The organism is [Clostridium] symbiosum ATCC 14940 (assembly GCF_000466485.1).
Lineage (GTDB): Bacteria > Bacillota > Clostridia > Lachnospirales > Lachnospiraceae > Otoolea > Otoolea symbiosa.
The window spans coordinates 1-15,176 of record NZ_KE992980.1; the positions used below are offsets into that span (position 1 = coordinate 1).

Annotated in this window: 14 protein-coding genes; 9 read left to right on the forward strand and 5 right to left on the reverse strand. The window is 48.8% G+C overall.

Annotated features, from left to right (window positions below; all coding sequences use genetic code 11):
* Nucleotides 1-314: 314 nt before the first annotated feature.
* The 8 genes from CLOSYM_RS16385 to CLOSYM_RS16425 all read left to right on the forward strand — a co-directional run bounded on the left by CLOSYM_RS16385 (nt 315) and on the right by CLOSYM_RS16425 (nt 7,430).
* On the forward strand, nt 315-740 hold the full coding sequence (locus CLOSYM_RS16385; protein ID WP_003504972.1) for a hypothetical protein: 426 nt from the start codon (nt 315-317) through the stop codon (nt 738-740).
* Nucleotides 741-758: 18 nt separating this feature from the next.
* Nucleotides 759-1,523: an IclR family transcriptional regulator gene (locus CLOSYM_RS16390; RefSeq protein WP_003504970.1), complete on the forward strand. Its 765-nt coding sequence runs from the start codon at nt 759-761 to the stop codon at nt 1,521-1,523.
* A 292-nt stretch (nt 1,524-1,815) separates the two neighbouring features.
* On the forward strand, nt 1,816-3,330 hold the full coding sequence (locus CLOSYM_RS16400) for a sigma-54 interaction domain-containing protein (RefSeq protein ID WP_021642974.1): 1,515 nt from the start codon (nt 1,816-1,818) through the stop codon (nt 3,328-3,330).
* 175 nt (nt 3,331-3,505) lie between these two features.
* Nucleotides 3,506-4,411, forward strand: a complete 906-nt coding sequence (locus tag CLOSYM_RS16405) for a 3-hydroxyacyl-CoA dehydrogenase family protein (protein WP_021642975.1) — start codon at nt 3,506-3,508, stop codon at nt 4,409-4,411.
* Nucleotides 4,412-4,432: 21 nt separating this feature from the next.
* Nucleotides 4,433-5,638 (forward strand): aconitase X catalytic domain-containing protein, encoded by a 1,206-nt coding sequence (locus CLOSYM_RS16410; RefSeq protein ID WP_044902654.1) that lies wholly within the window; start codon nt 4,433-4,435, stop codon nt 5,636-5,638.
* Nucleotides 5,639-6,046, forward strand: a complete 408-nt coding sequence (locus CLOSYM_RS16415) for an aconitase X swivel domain-containing protein (protein WP_021642977.1) — start codon at nt 5,639-5,641, stop codon at nt 6,044-6,046.
* Between the two features lie 50 nt (nt 6,047-6,096).
* On the forward strand, nt 6,097-6,765 hold the full coding sequence (locus CLOSYM_RS16420) for a nucleoside recognition domain-containing protein (RefSeq protein WP_044902656.1): 669 nt from the start codon (nt 6,097-6,099) through the stop codon (nt 6,763-6,765).
* Nucleotides 6,759-7,430, forward strand: coding sequence for a hypothetical protein (locus CLOSYM_RS16425; RefSeq protein WP_021642979.1), 672 nt, complete (start codon nt 6,759-6,761; stop codon nt 7,428-7,430). The genes CLOSYM_RS16420 and CLOSYM_RS16425 overlap by 7 nt, the downstream gene beginning before the upstream one ends.
* A 258-nt stretch (nt 7,431-7,688) precedes the next feature.
* Here the strand turns inward: CLOSYM_RS16425 and CLOSYM_RS16430 are convergent, their stop codons facing one another.
* Genes CLOSYM_RS16430 through CLOSYM_RS16450 form a run of 5 tightly spaced genes read right to left on the reverse strand, consistent with a single transcriptional unit; the run spans nt 7,689 to nt 14,083 of the window.
* Nucleotides 7,689-8,270, reverse strand: coding sequence for an ABC transporter permease (locus tag CLOSYM_RS16430; RefSeq protein WP_021642980.1), 582 nt, complete (start codon nt 8,268-8,270; stop codon nt 7,689-7,691).
* 40 nt (nt 8,271-8,310) lie between these two features.
* Entirely contained in the window at nt 8,311-10,035 is a 1,725-nt protein-coding gene (locus CLOSYM_RS16435; RefSeq protein WP_021642981.1) for a hypothetical protein, read from the reverse strand.
* Between the two features lie 37 nt (nt 10,036-10,072).
* Nucleotides 10,073-10,948 carry a carbohydrate ABC transporter permease gene (locus CLOSYM_RS16440; protein ID WP_003504962.1) on the reverse strand — a complete coding sequence of 292 codons (876 nt, stop codon included), beginning with the start codon at nt 10,946-10,948 and terminating at the stop codon, nt 10,073-10,075.
* Entirely contained in the window at nt 10,948-11,799 is an 852-nt protein-coding gene (locus CLOSYM_RS16445; protein ID WP_044902658.1) for a carbohydrate ABC transporter permease, read from the reverse strand. The genes CLOSYM_RS16440 and CLOSYM_RS16445 overlap by 1 nt, the downstream gene beginning before the upstream one ends.
* Entirely contained in the window at nt 11,780-14,083 is a 2,304-nt protein-coding gene (locus CLOSYM_RS16450; RefSeq protein WP_021642983.1) for an ABC transporter substrate-binding protein, read from the reverse strand. The genes CLOSYM_RS16445 and CLOSYM_RS16450 overlap by 20 nt, the downstream gene beginning before the upstream one ends.
* A gap of 191 nt (nt 14,084-14,274) precedes the next feature.
* Here CLOSYM_RS16450 and CLOSYM_RS16455 point away from each other — a divergent pair, with 191 nt between their 5' ends.
* The gene (locus CLOSYM_RS16455) at nt 14,275-14,952 is read left to right on the forward strand and encodes a response regulator transcription factor (RefSeq protein WP_021642984.1); all 678 of its coding nucleotides are present in this window, start codon (nt 14,275-14,277) and stop codon (nt 14,950-14,952) included.
* Nucleotides 14,953-15,176 lie beyond the last annotated feature (224 nt).

The window sequence follows — 15,176 nt, forward strand, 5'->3', positions numbered from 1 at the left end:
GCCCCCTCACCACACCGGACATAGTCCGTTCCGGCCGCGTCCCCCACACCTCAGTTAAATCTCCAATCAAGATTCAGCAGTCTCCCCGTCTGAACTGTTACAGTCTTTCTTCTTATTAAGATTCCGTCCCTCTAAAACTACACGCCAAAGCCCGGGCTTTCAAAGCTTTATACCTTCCTGGCGCAATATACCCGGCTTATTCTGAGTGTTACACCCGCTATTTTATTACATCTTTTATAATTTATTCTTAGAATCCCTTTATTTTTTAGTAAATCCGTATTACAATAAGCTTAATTACAGAAAGGAGTCTTATTATGGCAAAAAAACACTTTGGACGATTTTTAGCATTTGCGGCTATTGCGGGTGCGGCTGCGGCAGGAATCTCCTATTTCTTACAGTACAAATCGTTCCATAAAGAACTGGATGAAGAGTTCCACGATTTTGAAGATGATTTTGATGAATTTGAAGATACAGACGATAACAGCAGCACCGTAACACGCAATTATGTTTCCCTTACCCCTGACAGGAAGAATGAGGAAGCAACAGACGGCCGCAACGATGAAGGGTCTGATGTGACGGCAGACGAAGAAGTATCCGCTCTCTCCGGAGAGACACCTTCCGGTGAACAGGAGTCAGTTCCTGAAGAAGCCGAAGACAGAAAAGAAGCTGAAGTTTCCGTGGAGGAGGACAAAAACATCCCGGCCGATACCACCGTGACTGTTGAAGAGATGACCGAATAAGACGGAGGAACAGCACACATGATACAGAGCCTCCTTCGCTCCATGGAACTTCTGGAGCTTCTGAAAGAGACAAATCATAAATACTCCATTGCTGAGCTGTCGGAAGCCACAGGCCTTCCGCCCAGCACGATTCACAGAATCCTCCAGACGTTCTGCGAAAAGAAATATGTGATCCGCGATGAGCATGCCCATACCTACCAGTTGGGTCCCGCATTGATTTCACTTGGGCGGGCCGCTGCCAACAATGTCCGTATTCAGGAAGCCGCACTGCCGATTCTCAAGAATCTTTCCTATAATACGAGGGAAGATTCCTATCTGATTATTCAGGTGGGCGACAAAGGGCTGGTCCTGGATAAGATGGACGGGCCTAACCATCTGAAGGTTGTGGAGGAATTCGGATATGAGATGGATCTCCACTGCGGCGCGATCCGCAAAGTACTCCTTGCTTACCAGGAGCCGAAATATATCGATTATTATCTGAACAATATTCTGGACCGGCCGGAATCGTTTCCGCAAATCAGCCGCGGCGCCCTGGCTTCCGAACTGAAAACAATACGGGAGATGGGAATTGCCGTATCCCACGGTGAATATGTTCACGATGCGGTCGGAATCGGCGCTCCTATTTTCGGGATAGAAGGCAGGGTTTCCGCATCGGTCGGCATCATCGCCCCCTACTCCAGAGTGGCGGACGACACCCACCTTCATCATCTTGAGGAGCAGGTTAAACACAGCGCCGCCGAATTATCCTATTATATGGGACATACATTTCAGAAAAACTGCTGATACAGTCAAGACAGGAGAAGCCGCTTAATCAAAAGCAGATTCTCCTGTCTTTTTACGTATACAGCTGAGGGATTCTTCTCAGGAATTTGGCACTCTCCGTCCGCATCAATGCCCATATATAGCTGCTCGAACCCGCGGAGGAGGACGAAGTCACAAGGGTGCGCTTTTCCTTCGGGGAGCAGAAGGCCCGGCCGGCCCGGTCCGTTCCTGACACGTCCCCCATTCTCAATTAAATTTTCTATTGACATCACCTATACTCTTTCCTATATACTAGACGGAGGGAGGAATTCAGATGAAAAACACACAAAACGAGAGAATTCGGGAGCTGGAAGAAAAAATATATTGTCTCGAAACCATTATCCAAAATATTCATGAAGGTATCATTCTCACTGATCGAAACTGTATTATCACCGTTTTCAATCCGGCCAAGGCAGAGATGGAACACATGGATGCCGGCAAGGCTCTGGGAGAAATCTCCTGGCTTGCCTATGAACATTCCGACTGGGAATCCTCTGAACACCGGCGCGTAATGGACAGCGGAAAAGCAATCCTTAACGCTTACAGACCCCATGCCTTTGTGGGCCAGGCTCCCGTCTATATTAATTATGATACCGTCCCTATCAAAAAAGATGGTGAAATTATCGGCGTCTACTCGATTTGCCGAACCGAATACACTCTGCGTAAACTGCTTTATGGACTATTAGAACACAAACGTCAGATTCTTGCCGATGCAGCCGCAGAAGCAGATCCAGTTAATATCGCAGAGGGAACACGATATACCTTCGCAGATATTACCGGAACTTCCCCCATCATGCGCGAAATCATAAAGGAAGCACAAGCCGTTTCAACAATGAATATGTCTATTCTAATCACAGGTGAAACCGGAGTTGGTAAAGAAGTCCTCGCGCAAAGTATACATAATCTCGGCCGGGAGCGTCATAAATTTATTGCAATCAACTGTGCTGCGATTCCGGCCGAACTCTTTGAAAGTACGCTGTTTGGCACAGTAAAAGGCGCTTATACCGGAGCAGTTAATAATATCGGTTTGTTCCGCGAGGCAGGAGAAGGCACCCTCTTCCTGGACGAATTTAATTCACTGACTCCCCTGAACCAGACGAAGCTGCTTCGTGTACTTCAGGAGCGATGTGTACGCCCGGTAGGTAGTACAAAAGAATTTCCGGTGCAATGCCGACTTATCTGCGCGTCAAACGAAAACCTTCAGACTCTTTTAGACGAGGGCCGTTTAAGGCCCGATCTCTATTACAGAATCTCCGAATATTGCCTGGAGATACCGCCCCTCAGAGAACGCCCGGAAGATATCATCAGCCTCAGCCTTCTATTTGTCAAAAAATATAACAAAGAACTCGGCAGAAATATTCTGCATTTTTCCGACGAGTTGATTCATTGGATGCAAAACCGGGCCTGGTACGGCAATTCTCGCGAGCTGCAGCATGCGATTCAAAATATGATGCTGAAGGCATCGGAATTTGACGATACCCTGACCCTCGAAGACCTTCCGGTCGTTACAAGGAGAGCCCCGGCCCGCCATCAAAGTGAATCTTCGTTTCACAGGATACCGGCTGCAGAACCTGTTAAAGAGGCAGCTAAAGAACTTACTTCAGAACCGGTCTCCGGTCTGACTGAAATCTTAAAAACATATCAGAGAGAACTGCTGATCCAGACCTTGGAAAAAGAGAACTGGAATATCTCTTCCTCTGCACGTATCCTCCAAATCAGCAGACAAAATCTCCTGGCACGGATGACACGGCTGCAAATATCATCGCCCCATAACCCCCCTTCCGCTTAGCTGTATGATAAAATAGCACTGTAATAAAATGTTACAGTGCTATTTTATTGCGTTTTATTACAGAGATGTTCCAAAACCTGATAAATCCGCGATAGATGAAGGTATTTTAATTGGCATGAAACTTGCTTTATAAAACTATATCAAAACTATTCACCCAGTATGAAAGGAGTCAAACATGTCACAAGTCAGAGACACAATACAGCATGTGACGATTGTAGGCGTCGGAACTCAGGGTTCCATGATTGCCTTCCGCAATGCCGTATACGGAAAAGAGGTCACAGGATACAGCCGTACCCGGACCTCCATTGACAAATGCCGCAGCAAAATACGCAAATGGCTGAATTATTATGTTGAGACGGGACGCTTATCCCAGGCAGAAGCCGACGCAGCCGAACAAAGAATTTCTTATGCCGAAAGTCTGGAAGACGCCTGTAAAAATGCGCAGCTTGTCGTTGAAAATGTACCGGAAAAGCTGGAAGTAAAGCAGGAAATCTTTCGGAAGCTGGATTCCTTATGCCCGCCGGATGCCCTGCTGAACTCTAATACTTCATCCCTTTTGATGAGTGATATCTGTGCCTTTGTATCTCCTGAGAGGAAGGCCCTCACTTTTTCGGTGGATCATGACGATCCAATCCGCAATGATTATCTGGAAATGATGTGGAATCCCAGTACCAGCGAGGTGACGAAACAGGCGGCCCTCTCCCACTACCGCACCCTCGGCTTCGAGCCGATCATAACGGAGCGGGAAATCAAAGGATATTCGATTAACAGAGTCTGGAGAGCCGTAAAAAAAGAGTGTCTGTACCTATGGGCCGAGGAATATATCACCCCCTCAGAATTCGACCGCGGCTGGATGATGGAATGGCATACAAACATCGGCCCCTTCCAGCTTATGGATTTGATTGGCCTGGATACTGTCTATGCAATCGAAAATTCTTATTACAGCGTAAGCCGGGATGAGAGAGACAAGCCTCCGGCAAAGCTGAAAGCCCTGATTGATTCGGGCAGGCTTGGCATGAAATCCGGCCATGGTTTTTACAGCGGCTACGATCCTGAAACGGGAAATCTGGTAACAAAATAGACTTCGGAAAGAGGAATGATTATGCTATTAACAGATACCCAGCGTGATATGCTGGATGGAAAATACGGCAAAGGCAAGGCAATGGCCGCCCGGATTCTTACCGCTGTGGGAGAAAGTTTCCGCGCTGTGCGCCTTGTGCCAGTTACACGCGTCCATGTCTCTCTGAGCGCCCAGGGCGCCGATATCTGGTTTGCCGAAAAAATGGTTCAGGCCGGAGCTGTCTGCGCCGTCGCTCCCACTGTCAATCCCGGATATTCCGTATGTTATTTCAAAAGCCGCTCTATGCTGTCTCCTGATGCCGAAGAGAACATGAAGCGGACGGAAGATGCCTACCGAAGCCTGGGCGCTTCCCTTACTTACAGCTGTACCCCTTATCTGAATGAAAATATTCCTATACGGGGGGAAATCACTGCTTTTTCAGAGACAAGTGCCACGATCTTTGTCAACTCAGTGATCGGAGCGAAGACAAACCGTGAGAGCGCCGCTACCGCCCTTTGCGCCGCCATTACGGGCTTTACGCCTGAGTATGGGATGCTCCTTGATGATAACCGGTTCGCAGATACCGCTGTTTACGTGGAAGCCGATATGAGGGACGATTTCTCCTACTCTTTGCTGGGAATGATGGGCAAAAAAATAGGCAAGGGCATACCTGTTTTTCTGAACCTCCCGGTCGATCCCACCACAGAACAGCTGATTGCCCTCGGTACCCAGCTCAATGTTTCAGGTTCATATGAGATGTTCCATATTCCCGGTATCACCCCCGGCTCCCCTACCCCGGAGGCTGCGTCGGGCTATAAGCCGCCCCGGCACACTGTCACAATCACCCAGCAGGATCTGGACGGCTTGAGGGAGGATTATGCTGCAAGTAACAAAACACCGGCCGAATTTGTAATGCTTGGCTGCCCTCATTATACTTATGAGCAGGTCTTGAAGGTTAATGAATTCATGAAAAGCCGCCTGGCTGTGATTCCCGTCTGGATCCTGACCTCCCGCCATGTCATCACTCTTGCGCGCAGCTTAGGCGTTTACGATGAATTAAAAAGAAAAAATGTGCAGATGATAGCTGATACCTGTATTGACGAGTCCCCTGTATGGGGTTTTCTATCCGGCAAAACAGGCTTGAGCGATTCTCCAAAATGCGCTTATTATATGGCATCTTTTCAGGCACATATTAATGTAATGAGTACGGAATGCTGTCTGGAGCATGCTGTCAAAGGAGGTACATAAATGGCTCGTTTCTATCCCTGTAAGACAATTTCTCCGGGGAACGCACAAGGAGAAGCCGTCATCTCCTCCGAAGAAATCCTTTTTTACTTTACCGACCCGGCAACCGGCCGGATTACAGAACACGGCCACTGCCTGGAGGGACAGAGCATTGCCGGTAAAATCCTGGTATTTCCCGGCGGAAAAGGAAGTTCTGTTGTTCAGGCTGACGGCCTTTACAAATTAGAACAAAGCGGTATGCAGCCGGCCGGCCTTATCGTTCAAAACCTCGATACGGTCCTGGTATCTGCCGCCGTAATCATGGAAATTCCCATGGTATGCGAAGTTCCTGACTCCCTCTGCCTGGCTCTTGAAAACGGCATGACGGTAAAGATTAATACAGATGAAAATACAATTGAGCTTCCAGATTAGGCCAACCGGCCAAAGATACTATTTTCTTGATTGAAAGGATGGGTATATATATGAACAGCAAACCAGCAATTAAAAACACTTTGAAGTTTATTGTCATGTCCCTCATCGGTATCCTCTATTTTTTCGTCCCTCTGGTTCCATCGGACAAAGGAAAGGGCGTTCTTCTCGTTTATTCGGTAAATATTATCAAGTCCGCTCTTTCTCCCTGGCTTTCCGCACTGGTCATGATATCAATCGGAAGCCTGATTCTTTTGTGTATCACTGCCCGGCTTACAGATAAATTCCCAACGCTGACACGCCTGTATGGGGGTGTAAAAACATACTCGATTGTTTTGTACCTGATCGGTTTTATTCTGAGCGGTATGACCATCCTGCAAATCGGACCGGAATATCTGATTGGACCGGCTGTCGGCGGACAGGGGCTGGGACTGGCCAAGACCGTGTTAGTCACTATCGTTGTTGCCGGCCTGATGGTTCCCTTTATTACGGAGTTCGGACTGCTGGAATATATCGGCGTACTGATAGAACCGCTCATGCGGCCGGTATTCAAGGTTCCCGGATACGCCGCCATTGACGCCGTCACCTCCTTTGTCGCCAATCCGACCCTGGGAATATTCTTTACAAATAAACTGTATAAAGAAAAAAATATACAACGCGCGAAGCCGCCAGTATCTCCACCAACTTCAGTTTTATCAGCCTGGGATTTTTTGCAGTGCTGACCGCAACGGCTAATATCACGGAGCATTACGGCAAAGTGCTGATTGCCTCTTTCTTGCTGTCCTTCGTCATGGCGGCAATTGTCATCCGTCTCTTCCCTCTGAGGGGGATGCCGGATACCTTTATAGACGGAACAGAACGGGAAGGCGAAGAACGCAGAAAATTCAGCCTGTCCTTATTCCGCCATGGATATAAGGCCGCCCTAAAAAAAGCGGAAGATACGCCTGTTTCATCGGTTTTTGCAAAAGCTCTGTTGGAAGTGCTTGTTTTTGCCCAGAAAATTTCGGCCTATATAATGGCAATCTCCTCCATCACCTTTCTCCTGGTAGAATACACTTCGCTGTTTAATATTCTGGGGGTTCCATTTATACCTGTTCTGAAATTATGCCAGGTCCCCAACGCCGCAGAAATTGCCCCAGCCATGATCCTTGGGCTGGCAGAGATAGCCATCCCCGCCACATTCATATCCACACTGTCCATTTCCGTGGAAGCCGCCTTCTTCGTAATAGTCGTATCTGCGCTTCAGATTATCATGTTTTCCAACAGCGCCGTATCTATTATGGAGTCAGAAATTCCGCTGGGGATTGGTAAGCTTATCCTAATCTTTTTTATCAGGACACTGATTGCCATACCAATTGTTTCGGTCGTGATGCATATCCTGTTCTGACAATCAGGAGCTTTTCGTACTTTCCCATAAGCGAAAAAAAGTGACCAGCCGGGGAGCTGGTCACTTTAAGGAGAAGGTATTTCGTTCTTATGGGGTGTAGCAAAAACTATATAATGTATTGGGGGGGGGTTACGAGTATTATAATAGCATACTCTATCAAAAAAGTGTGCACAAAGATTTTCTTTTTTCATAACTTTTTTGTACCATTTTGAATAAAACCGTTCACCCAAAGTGACAGTTCATCTGTCTGAACTGTTACTACTCAAATCCAAGCGCCTTCATTTTCGAATCAATCCGCTCTCTGCCACTGAAGGAAAAAGCCGCTTTCTGCACGGCTCCCTCGTCGGCCGTCAGAAACATGACCATTTCTTCCTTATCAATTACGGCTGTAACGGTGTACGTCTTTCCTCCAAAATCAACCTGACAGCCCGCCGTATCCACCGAACCGAACAGGGACCATGAAAGCTCTCTTGTAAGGACACAATCCTTTTTTCCCATGACCGATTCGTAAGAACCGCTTAACACTTTTGCCGGAAATGCCAGGGAAACAGGGCCATTGACATAAACCGTTCCTGCGCCCGCTTTTTTGCCGGACAGCGGCTCTTTTACATTCCCGGCCTCTCCGTACCGCCATCCTGCTATATTGAGCAGCCCTGTCATCCCTCCCTTCTCCCGTTCCCTTATTTCCTCCAGCTCCTCCATCGTAACACTCTGAAGCTGAAGGTCCCGCTCCGTGCGGACCTGGGCATCGCCGGTTCTGCTTCCGGCTGCTGCCGTCAGCATTCCTGTTCCTAATAAAAGAAGGAGGACTACAGCCAGAATCTTTTTTCCATATTTCATTTAGTTCTCCTCCCTTTCATTTCCGATTTCTGTATAGGTATCAGCTTCCTTTGCCCGGAAGCTCCGTCATCAGGCGCACCCGGTCGCCTTCCCCGATCACCCGGTCACTATCGGTGATAACCGGTTCCTCGGCCATAAGGGGGCCTTCTACGGCCGCCACCGTATCGCCGCCTGCCAGAAGCTCCACCTCCACCTTTGCCGCCTTATATTCTTCTCCCAGGATGGTCTTCTGTTTTCTCAGCACAAGACAATAATATCCGTTTACATCTTTTCTGAGAGCCTTTACCGGAATCACCTGCCTGTAGACCTCTCCGCTTCTCAGACACTCAAAATATGCCTTTTCTCCCAGTACACCATATCCTGCCGGAAGGCTCGCAGTAAAAGAACCGGTCTCCTGGCTGGTGACCAGATCCACCTGTTCGACATACGCCTGGATTCTTTCGTCGCTTCCCGCCATCCTCACCTGCAGTTCATCGCCGGTTATCAGTATTTCATCATCCTCCCTGTCAAAGGTTCCGCGAAGCTTCAGCAACCCGGTGGACAGGACAACCCGCTCTGTTCCGGCTATGTCTTTTCCCGCCTCAATCTCCACGGTGCTGACCGTACCATCGCAGGGAGCATAAACCATGCCCTGGTTTTCCATCAGTATTCGCAGTTCTTCTTTTTCTTCCTTCAGCTCTTCCAAATCAAGCTGCTTTGCTTCAATCCTGAGCGCCGACAGCTTCTTTGCCTGCTCCGCAACGAGCGCAGCCGCATGATCCTCCTTCGCAGCATTCTGCAGCTCCATCCGTGCCGACTCTACTGCCCACTCTGCCTGTATTCTTGCATCCTCGGCCGACTCCAGGGCCTTTGCTTCCTGTGTAACGGCCGACTCATAATTCTCTTTTAAGGCCAGCTTGGCGCTGTCCGCCTCGCGGCCGGCCCGATCAAAGATATCGCCCTTGTCGCTCATTTCTTCCCTGGCCCGGTCTATCTTAAGATCCCAGCTTTCCTCCTCGGAATCCAAATCTTCCTCATAACGGTCCAGCAGTTCCCGGAGTTCTTCCAACTCGTCTTCATCCGGCTCCTCCTGTTTCTCCAATTTCTCTATCTTTTTTTCCGTGTCCTTTATCTTTCTTTTTATCTCCCGGATCTGTGAATCGCGCTGCAGTTTTGCCGACTCATAGTCCGTCCGGCTCTGGTCATAATCGTTCCGGCTCTGGTTTAAAAGTTCGTCCTCCGACAGTTCGAGCCGCAATTCATAATATTCTTTGATTTTTTCCATGTTGAGATTATATTCGGCTTCCGCCTGAGCTTTCTTCCCATTCTGGCGTTCCAGTGCCTTTTCGGCCATTGCCAGGGACTGGAGCGCTGCCTCTGCCCTTGTCACTCCCGTAAAACTGTCTGAGCCGATACGCTCTCCCTCGATTTCCAGTTCCATTTTTTTGATCTCTTTTTTCAGCCTCCTCATCTTGTCTTCCAGGGATTCTGCCGAATAAGAAAACAGTGGTTCTCCGGCCTTCACGGCTGTCCCGGCCATAGCTTCGACTTTCTCTACGTTCAGTTCCTTAATCAGGGAAATTGCCTGCGTTTCTCCCGCCTCCACACTGCAGTCCCCATCCACAGTTTTCATCACGGTCCCCTGATTCGCATAGGCGATACTGACTTTTGCCGTCTCGTAAACATCAATCACCCTGGATAATATCGTAAAAAAAACCATGCATGCAAAAAAGCAGATCAGTAGGCGGCGGTACAAATTTCTTTTCATTTTTTCTTTCTCATCCATACGGCTTCCCCCGACTCCTAATCTTTTTTCGTGTTCCCTATTCCTTGATGCCGGATGAGGCAATCCCCTCCTCCAGATAGGTCTGCCCGTTGAGGTACAAAAGCACCGGAGGCGCCATTGTCACCAGCCCCGCCACAAAGGCCAGGGACGCATTGTCCGCCGTCACATTCGGCAGATAAAGCGATAAAGGCCAAAGCTGCTTATTCTTTAAAAATGTCAGCGGCTGTTCCAGTGCATTCCAGTATTCAAAAAAATCTAGAAGCAGGGCTGTCATAATTCCGGGAAATCCCATCGGAACGCCAATCCTCAGGAATATCGTCCACTCGCCTCCCCCGTCTATCCGGGCCGCCTCCAGAAATGATTTCGGGATCGATTCAAAGAATTTCTCCATGATATAGACAGGAAAGGTGGAGAATATTCCAGGCAGTATAACCGCCAGATGTGTGTCCAGTATCCTGAAACGGTCCAGGACCAGATAGGATGGAACCATCATTACCTGGAACGGCATGACAAGAAGAATCAGATACAGCAGAAAAATCGTTTTTTTAAACCGGAAATCATATCTCGCAAATGCCCAAGCGGCCGGCATGCCTACCAGAAGCTGTCCTGCCAGGACGCAAAGCACCTGCAGGCATGAATTCCAAAACATAACAAAGAAGCCGGGTGAGCGTAGAAACAAATCCGCATAAGGTTTTAAAGACGGAAAATCAGGAACCAGAGCCGGAAGCACCGGCTCTCTTCCCAGTTCCAGAACAGCGAGATACCGCCGCGCCAGTTCATCCTCCGGCATAAATGACGCCGCCGCCATCAAAAGAAGCGGAAACAGGACAAAAAGCAGGCAGATAACCAGCAGGAAAGCTCCCACCAGCTTTTTCGGGGACGGCGTTTTAAAACGCCTCTGTTTTCTCACCATTATTCATCTCCTCCCGCCCTGATGACAAAGGGATTCAGAAAAATACCGATTACAATGGTTAAAAGGACTGCCGCCGCACACATTTTCTGCACGTCCAGATTTAAAAACCAGTGATTAAATAAATGCTGGAGCAGGTAAATCCTGTCGTTTGGATAAGATCCGGCCACGATATATGCCTCCCGGAATACCTTGAAGGAGTTGATCACAGCCAAAAACAGGATCATCCCTGCCGCCTTCCTCACCTGGGGAATCGTGATGTATAGAAGCTTTTGCAGCCAGCCAGCTCCATCCACCTCTGCCGCCTCGTAAAGCTCATCCGATATCCCTCCCAGCGCCGCCAGCCACAGGAGCATCTGATATCCGGTGTTTTTCCACAAATATGCGAATATAAGCACCGAAAAAGAAGCGGGGCCGTAAATCCAGTCGGTCTGAAGACCGAACAGTTCATTTATAATTCCCTGTTCGCAGAATACCATCCTCCACAGAAGAACAACGGACGCTGCCGGCACTGCGACCGGCAGGACCAGGACTGTTTTAAAAAAACTCTTTTTCCGGCTGTACTGGTAAACCAGCAGGGACAGGAAAAAGGATACCGCCATCAGAAGCGGCAGCGCTGTCCCCATAAACCGCACGGTATTCACAGCCGCCAGGCGAAATGCCTGATTGGCCAGAACACCCCGATAGACGCCAAGCCCTACAAAGTCTATTCCTCTGCTGTCAAAAAATGAGCGTCTCAGCGCATCACCGAACGGAATCATGACAAATACCAGCACCCCCAGCAGGCTGGGGGCCAGAAACAGCCAGGCCCCTGTAGTTTTTGCCGCTTTTTTACTACTCTCTCTCATTGACATAAAGCTTCATCTTGCTTTCGATCGTCTGAACCGCATTTTCTATCGTTCCCTTCCCACTCAGATAATCTCTGGAACCATCCACAATCATGTCTATAATCTGCGTTTCGACTATGGCCGGCACGCTCACGGTGCGCACAATCGCAAGAATCATATCGCGGTCTGCCTGTTTTGGCCATTCTCCCTCGAGGGCAATCCCTTCCCCGCCCATGCTCATAGAGACACTGACTGATTTCTCCATACCGCTCCACTTGTCAAGGCTGCTGCTTCTGACGGAAAACCCGTCCCTCAGTGATTCGTCCTGCACCTCTGTGCCGAATAAAACGCGGAGGAATTCTTCTGCATTCTCCTTATTTCCGGTTGATGCATTGATGCCTGCCACAACACTCGGAATATAGATTCCGCCGATTGATTCAAAACTGCTGCCGTTTATCTCCGCTGCTGATAACGGGAGCATGGCGCTGTCGATTGAATCGAGGATTTCGGCTGCTGCCGCACATCTGCCTGATGCAAGATTAAAATCACTCTGCCGGCCGAAACCGTATGGTATTACCGTATTGTTTACTTTCAGACGGTCCATGTCGGCCTGATCATAGCTTACCTGCACATTTCCCTTCTCACCGGCGCTCTTTACTCCGGTAAGCCAGCGGGTCAGTGCATCACCGTCAACGGTTCCGTTGTCGTTAAACAATTTATTAAAACAGGTATATGCGGTCATGTTAAGGATATTTTCGTAAATATCCGGCGCGAAAAGTGTCGGTGTTTTATCGTATGCAGCCATCAGTTCCGGATCCTGGAACGCTGCGACAGCATCCTCCCCGCCATATATCACAGGCACCTTGATACGGGCCGGCATATAATAAATCTTCCCGTCTTCTCCTGTAAACCCTCCCCTTACATTGGGCAGGTAATCATCCTTATCCTTTTCAAAGAGACTGCTTAAGTCCGCCAGAATACCCTTATTTTTATATGTTTCCATCGGAAGTCCGTCCAGTATCAGGACATCGGCGCCTTTTCCATTCAAAAGCTCCGTATTGAGGGCGCGGATCACATCTTCCGTCACCTTCCCATACTCGTCCTCTACGGCAATCCTGTAATCCACCTTTATCTGAGGATTATTCTTCTGAAGGATGGCCGCTGCCTGGCGGACCGTATAGCTGTCTTTCAGGGAGTAGACCGTCAGTGTTTCAGGCGGCACCGTGTCTACCGTCTCGTCATAGTAATAGTGAATAAGCTTCATCCTGGAATTTGAGGTCGAATAAATGCCGTAAAAATCATTGTCCGTCCCCTGAAAAAATTTCATCAGGTACATATCCTGCCGTCCCATGGAATTCAGGCTTCCGTCGATTAACTGCTCCCAAAGCATGCCGTTTCTTCCGATATGGTAAAGTCCGGTCGCATCTGCAACATAAATACCGCCTTCCTCATCGGTAAAGACAGGCATCTGGCCTATCATCATATTGCTGCCTGAGCCATTTTCCGGCATATTATAACGCTCTGTAATCCTTCCGGTTGTGATATTATACCGTACAAGCTGCTGGTTACTCATCGTCACGTACTCATCGCCTGTCAGGCAGGCCGGAATCCTGACATCCAGTCCAATAAAATCCTGGGCCAGTGTAACGCTCTTCTTTCCGTCAGGCAGATAGACATTCGCCTCCGAGCTTTCTGAAACCAAAATCTCTCCGCCTGGCCCAATTCCTATAAAATCGGGGATTACTCCATAACCGCGGCCTTCCTGAATTTTAAACACCTCCGGAAGCAGTTCCTGAACTGTCCCGTCTTCCTGTACCGTCCAGAGATGGAACGTGTAATTTTCCTGGTCGAATCCCCCAAAATAAAGCTTTTCATTTTGATCCATGAACATTTTTGCCGGTCTGATATTACCAAGCGGCGCTATAGCCTCGCCTTTTGTCCAGGAGGAGGCCGCATCATAGCTGTAGAATCTGTCATTCCCCTCTTCATCGGGGATAGCAAACAGCAGGCTCTTATCCTTCTTTTGTACCACACCCACATAACCGTTCTCTGCAATTTCTTCAGGAAGCGCAATCTCTTCTTCCATGTAACGGCCTTTGGCCGCCTGACCTCCCGGCGCTCCGCTCTCCGCGGACTGGGACGCTGCTCCGGTGCCGGACTGTGTCCCGGATGATGTGCCGCTGCTGCAGGCCGTCAGTAACGACATAGCGCCCAACATGAGCGCTCCGGCCGCTGCGGTAAACATTCTTCCCCGTTTCCCGACTTGTTTTCTTTTTTTATTTATCGCGTATTGAACTATGCTGTTTTTCATAAATCTCCTCCTGATTTGGTCTGCATATGTTATATCTTTATTTTACAATCTGATTCTCTAAAAAAACTGGAAAAAACTCCTTTTATTTTTTAGATTTTTTAGAGATTTGTGTGCTAAACTTAATGATAAGGTAAAGTTTCGAAATACAGAACACATTTTTTCACATTTAGATACAGGAACAGGATGGGAATATGAAAATATTATTGATAGAAGATGATGAAGTCTTATGTAAAACAATTCAGATGTCGCTGACGAAAGCCGGATATGACACGGAAATCTGTCATACGGGAACCGACGGCTTTCTCTATGCCTGCTCCGGCGCATATGACTGCCTGATTATCGACCGGATGCTGCCGGAAATGGACGGCCTTACTCTTTTACAGGCACTGAGAAGGCGTAAAATCCAGACACCGGCCATCTTTTCCACTGCGCTAGACGGATTAAATGACCGGATTAACGGGCTTGACACCGGAGCCGACGATTACATTGCAAAACCCTACGCTATAGAAGAGCTGCTGGCCAGAATACGGGCTGTCACAAGAAGGCTGGGACGTATAGAGGAAGAGTGTACCCTCACCTTTGAGGATCTCGTTTTTTTGCCGGAGCACAGAGAACTGCGGTATCAGAATGCATCTGTCTCCCTCTCCAAAAAAGAATCCTCCCTCCTGGAATATTTTTTCAGAAATCCCGGCAGGACACTGAACCGCGAAGTAATTCTGGGCTATGTATGGGGGGCCTCCAGCGAAGTGGAGGATGGAAATCTCGACAATTACATTTACTTCCTGCGCCGGAGGCTGCGCACGCTGAATGCTCCCGTCAAAATCACTACGGTTCATGGAGTTGGCTACCGATTGGAAAAAAATAATTAAGCAAGCAGGTGAGGACGCTGCCGGAACGGCCGGCGGACGGGGGGTGGGATTGGGTATATGAGTCTTTGGTCCCGGCTTGAGGATTGTCGTGATGGGGGAATCCGGTCAGAATGAATTCCTCCGGGGACCGCTTGCGCTCTTTGGAGTGCGCAGCGGTGCTAGGCTCGTAAAAAACCTCGCCAATCACCGGCGGACTCCTATGTCCCCTGCGGAATTGATTCTGC

Bases quoted from the DNA above. Each gene is read 5' to 3' on its own strand.
- CLOSYM_RS16385 (WP_003504972.1), top strand. From the start codon at position 315: ATGGCAAAAAAACACTTTGGACGATTTTTAGCATTTGCGGCTATTGCG.
- CLOSYM_RS16390 (WP_003504970.1), top strand. From the start codon at position 759: ATGATACAGAGCCTCCTTCGCTCCATGGAACTTCTGGAGCTTCTGAAA.
- CLOSYM_RS16400 (WP_021642974.1), top strand. From the start codon at position 1,816: ATGAAAAACACACAAAACGAGAGAATTCGGGAGCTGGAAGAAAAAATA.
- CLOSYM_RS16405 (WP_021642975.1), top strand. From the start codon at position 3,506: ATGTCACAAGTCAGAGACACAATACAGCATGTGACGATTGTAGGCGTC.
- CLOSYM_RS16410 (WP_044902654.1), top strand. From the start codon at position 4,433: ATGCTATTAACAGATACCCAGCGTGATATGCTGGATGGAAAATACGGC.
- CLOSYM_RS16415 (WP_021642977.1), top strand. From the start codon at position 5,639: ATGGCTCGTTTCTATCCCTGTAAGACAATTTCTCCGGGGAACGCACAA.
- CLOSYM_RS16420 (WP_044902656.1), top strand. From the start codon at position 6,097: ATGAACAGCAAACCAGCAATTAAAAACACTTTGAAGTTTATTGTCATG.
- CLOSYM_RS16430 (WP_021642980.1), bottom strand. From the start codon at position 8,270: ATGAAATATGGAAAAAAGATTCTGGCTGTAGTCCTCCTTCTTTTATTA.
- CLOSYM_RS16435 (WP_021642981.1), bottom strand. From the start codon at position 10,035: ATGGATGAGAAAGAAAAAATGAAAAGAAATTTGTACCGCCGCCTACTG.
- CLOSYM_RS16440 (WP_003504962.1), bottom strand. From the start codon at position 10,948: ATGGTGAGAAAACAGAGGCGTTTTAAAACGCCGTCCCCGAAAAAGCTG.
- CLOSYM_RS16445 (WP_044902658.1), bottom strand. From the start codon at position 11,799: ATGTCAATGAGAGAGAGTAGTAAAAAAGCGGCAAAAACTACAGGGGCC.
- CLOSYM_RS16450 (WP_021642983.1), bottom strand. From the start codon at position 14,083: ATGAAAAACAGCATAGTTCAATACGCGATAAATAAAAAAAGAAAACAA.
- CLOSYM_RS16455 (WP_021642984.1), top strand. From the start codon at position 14,275: ATGAAAATATTATTGATAGAAGATGATGAAGTCTTATGTAAAACAATT.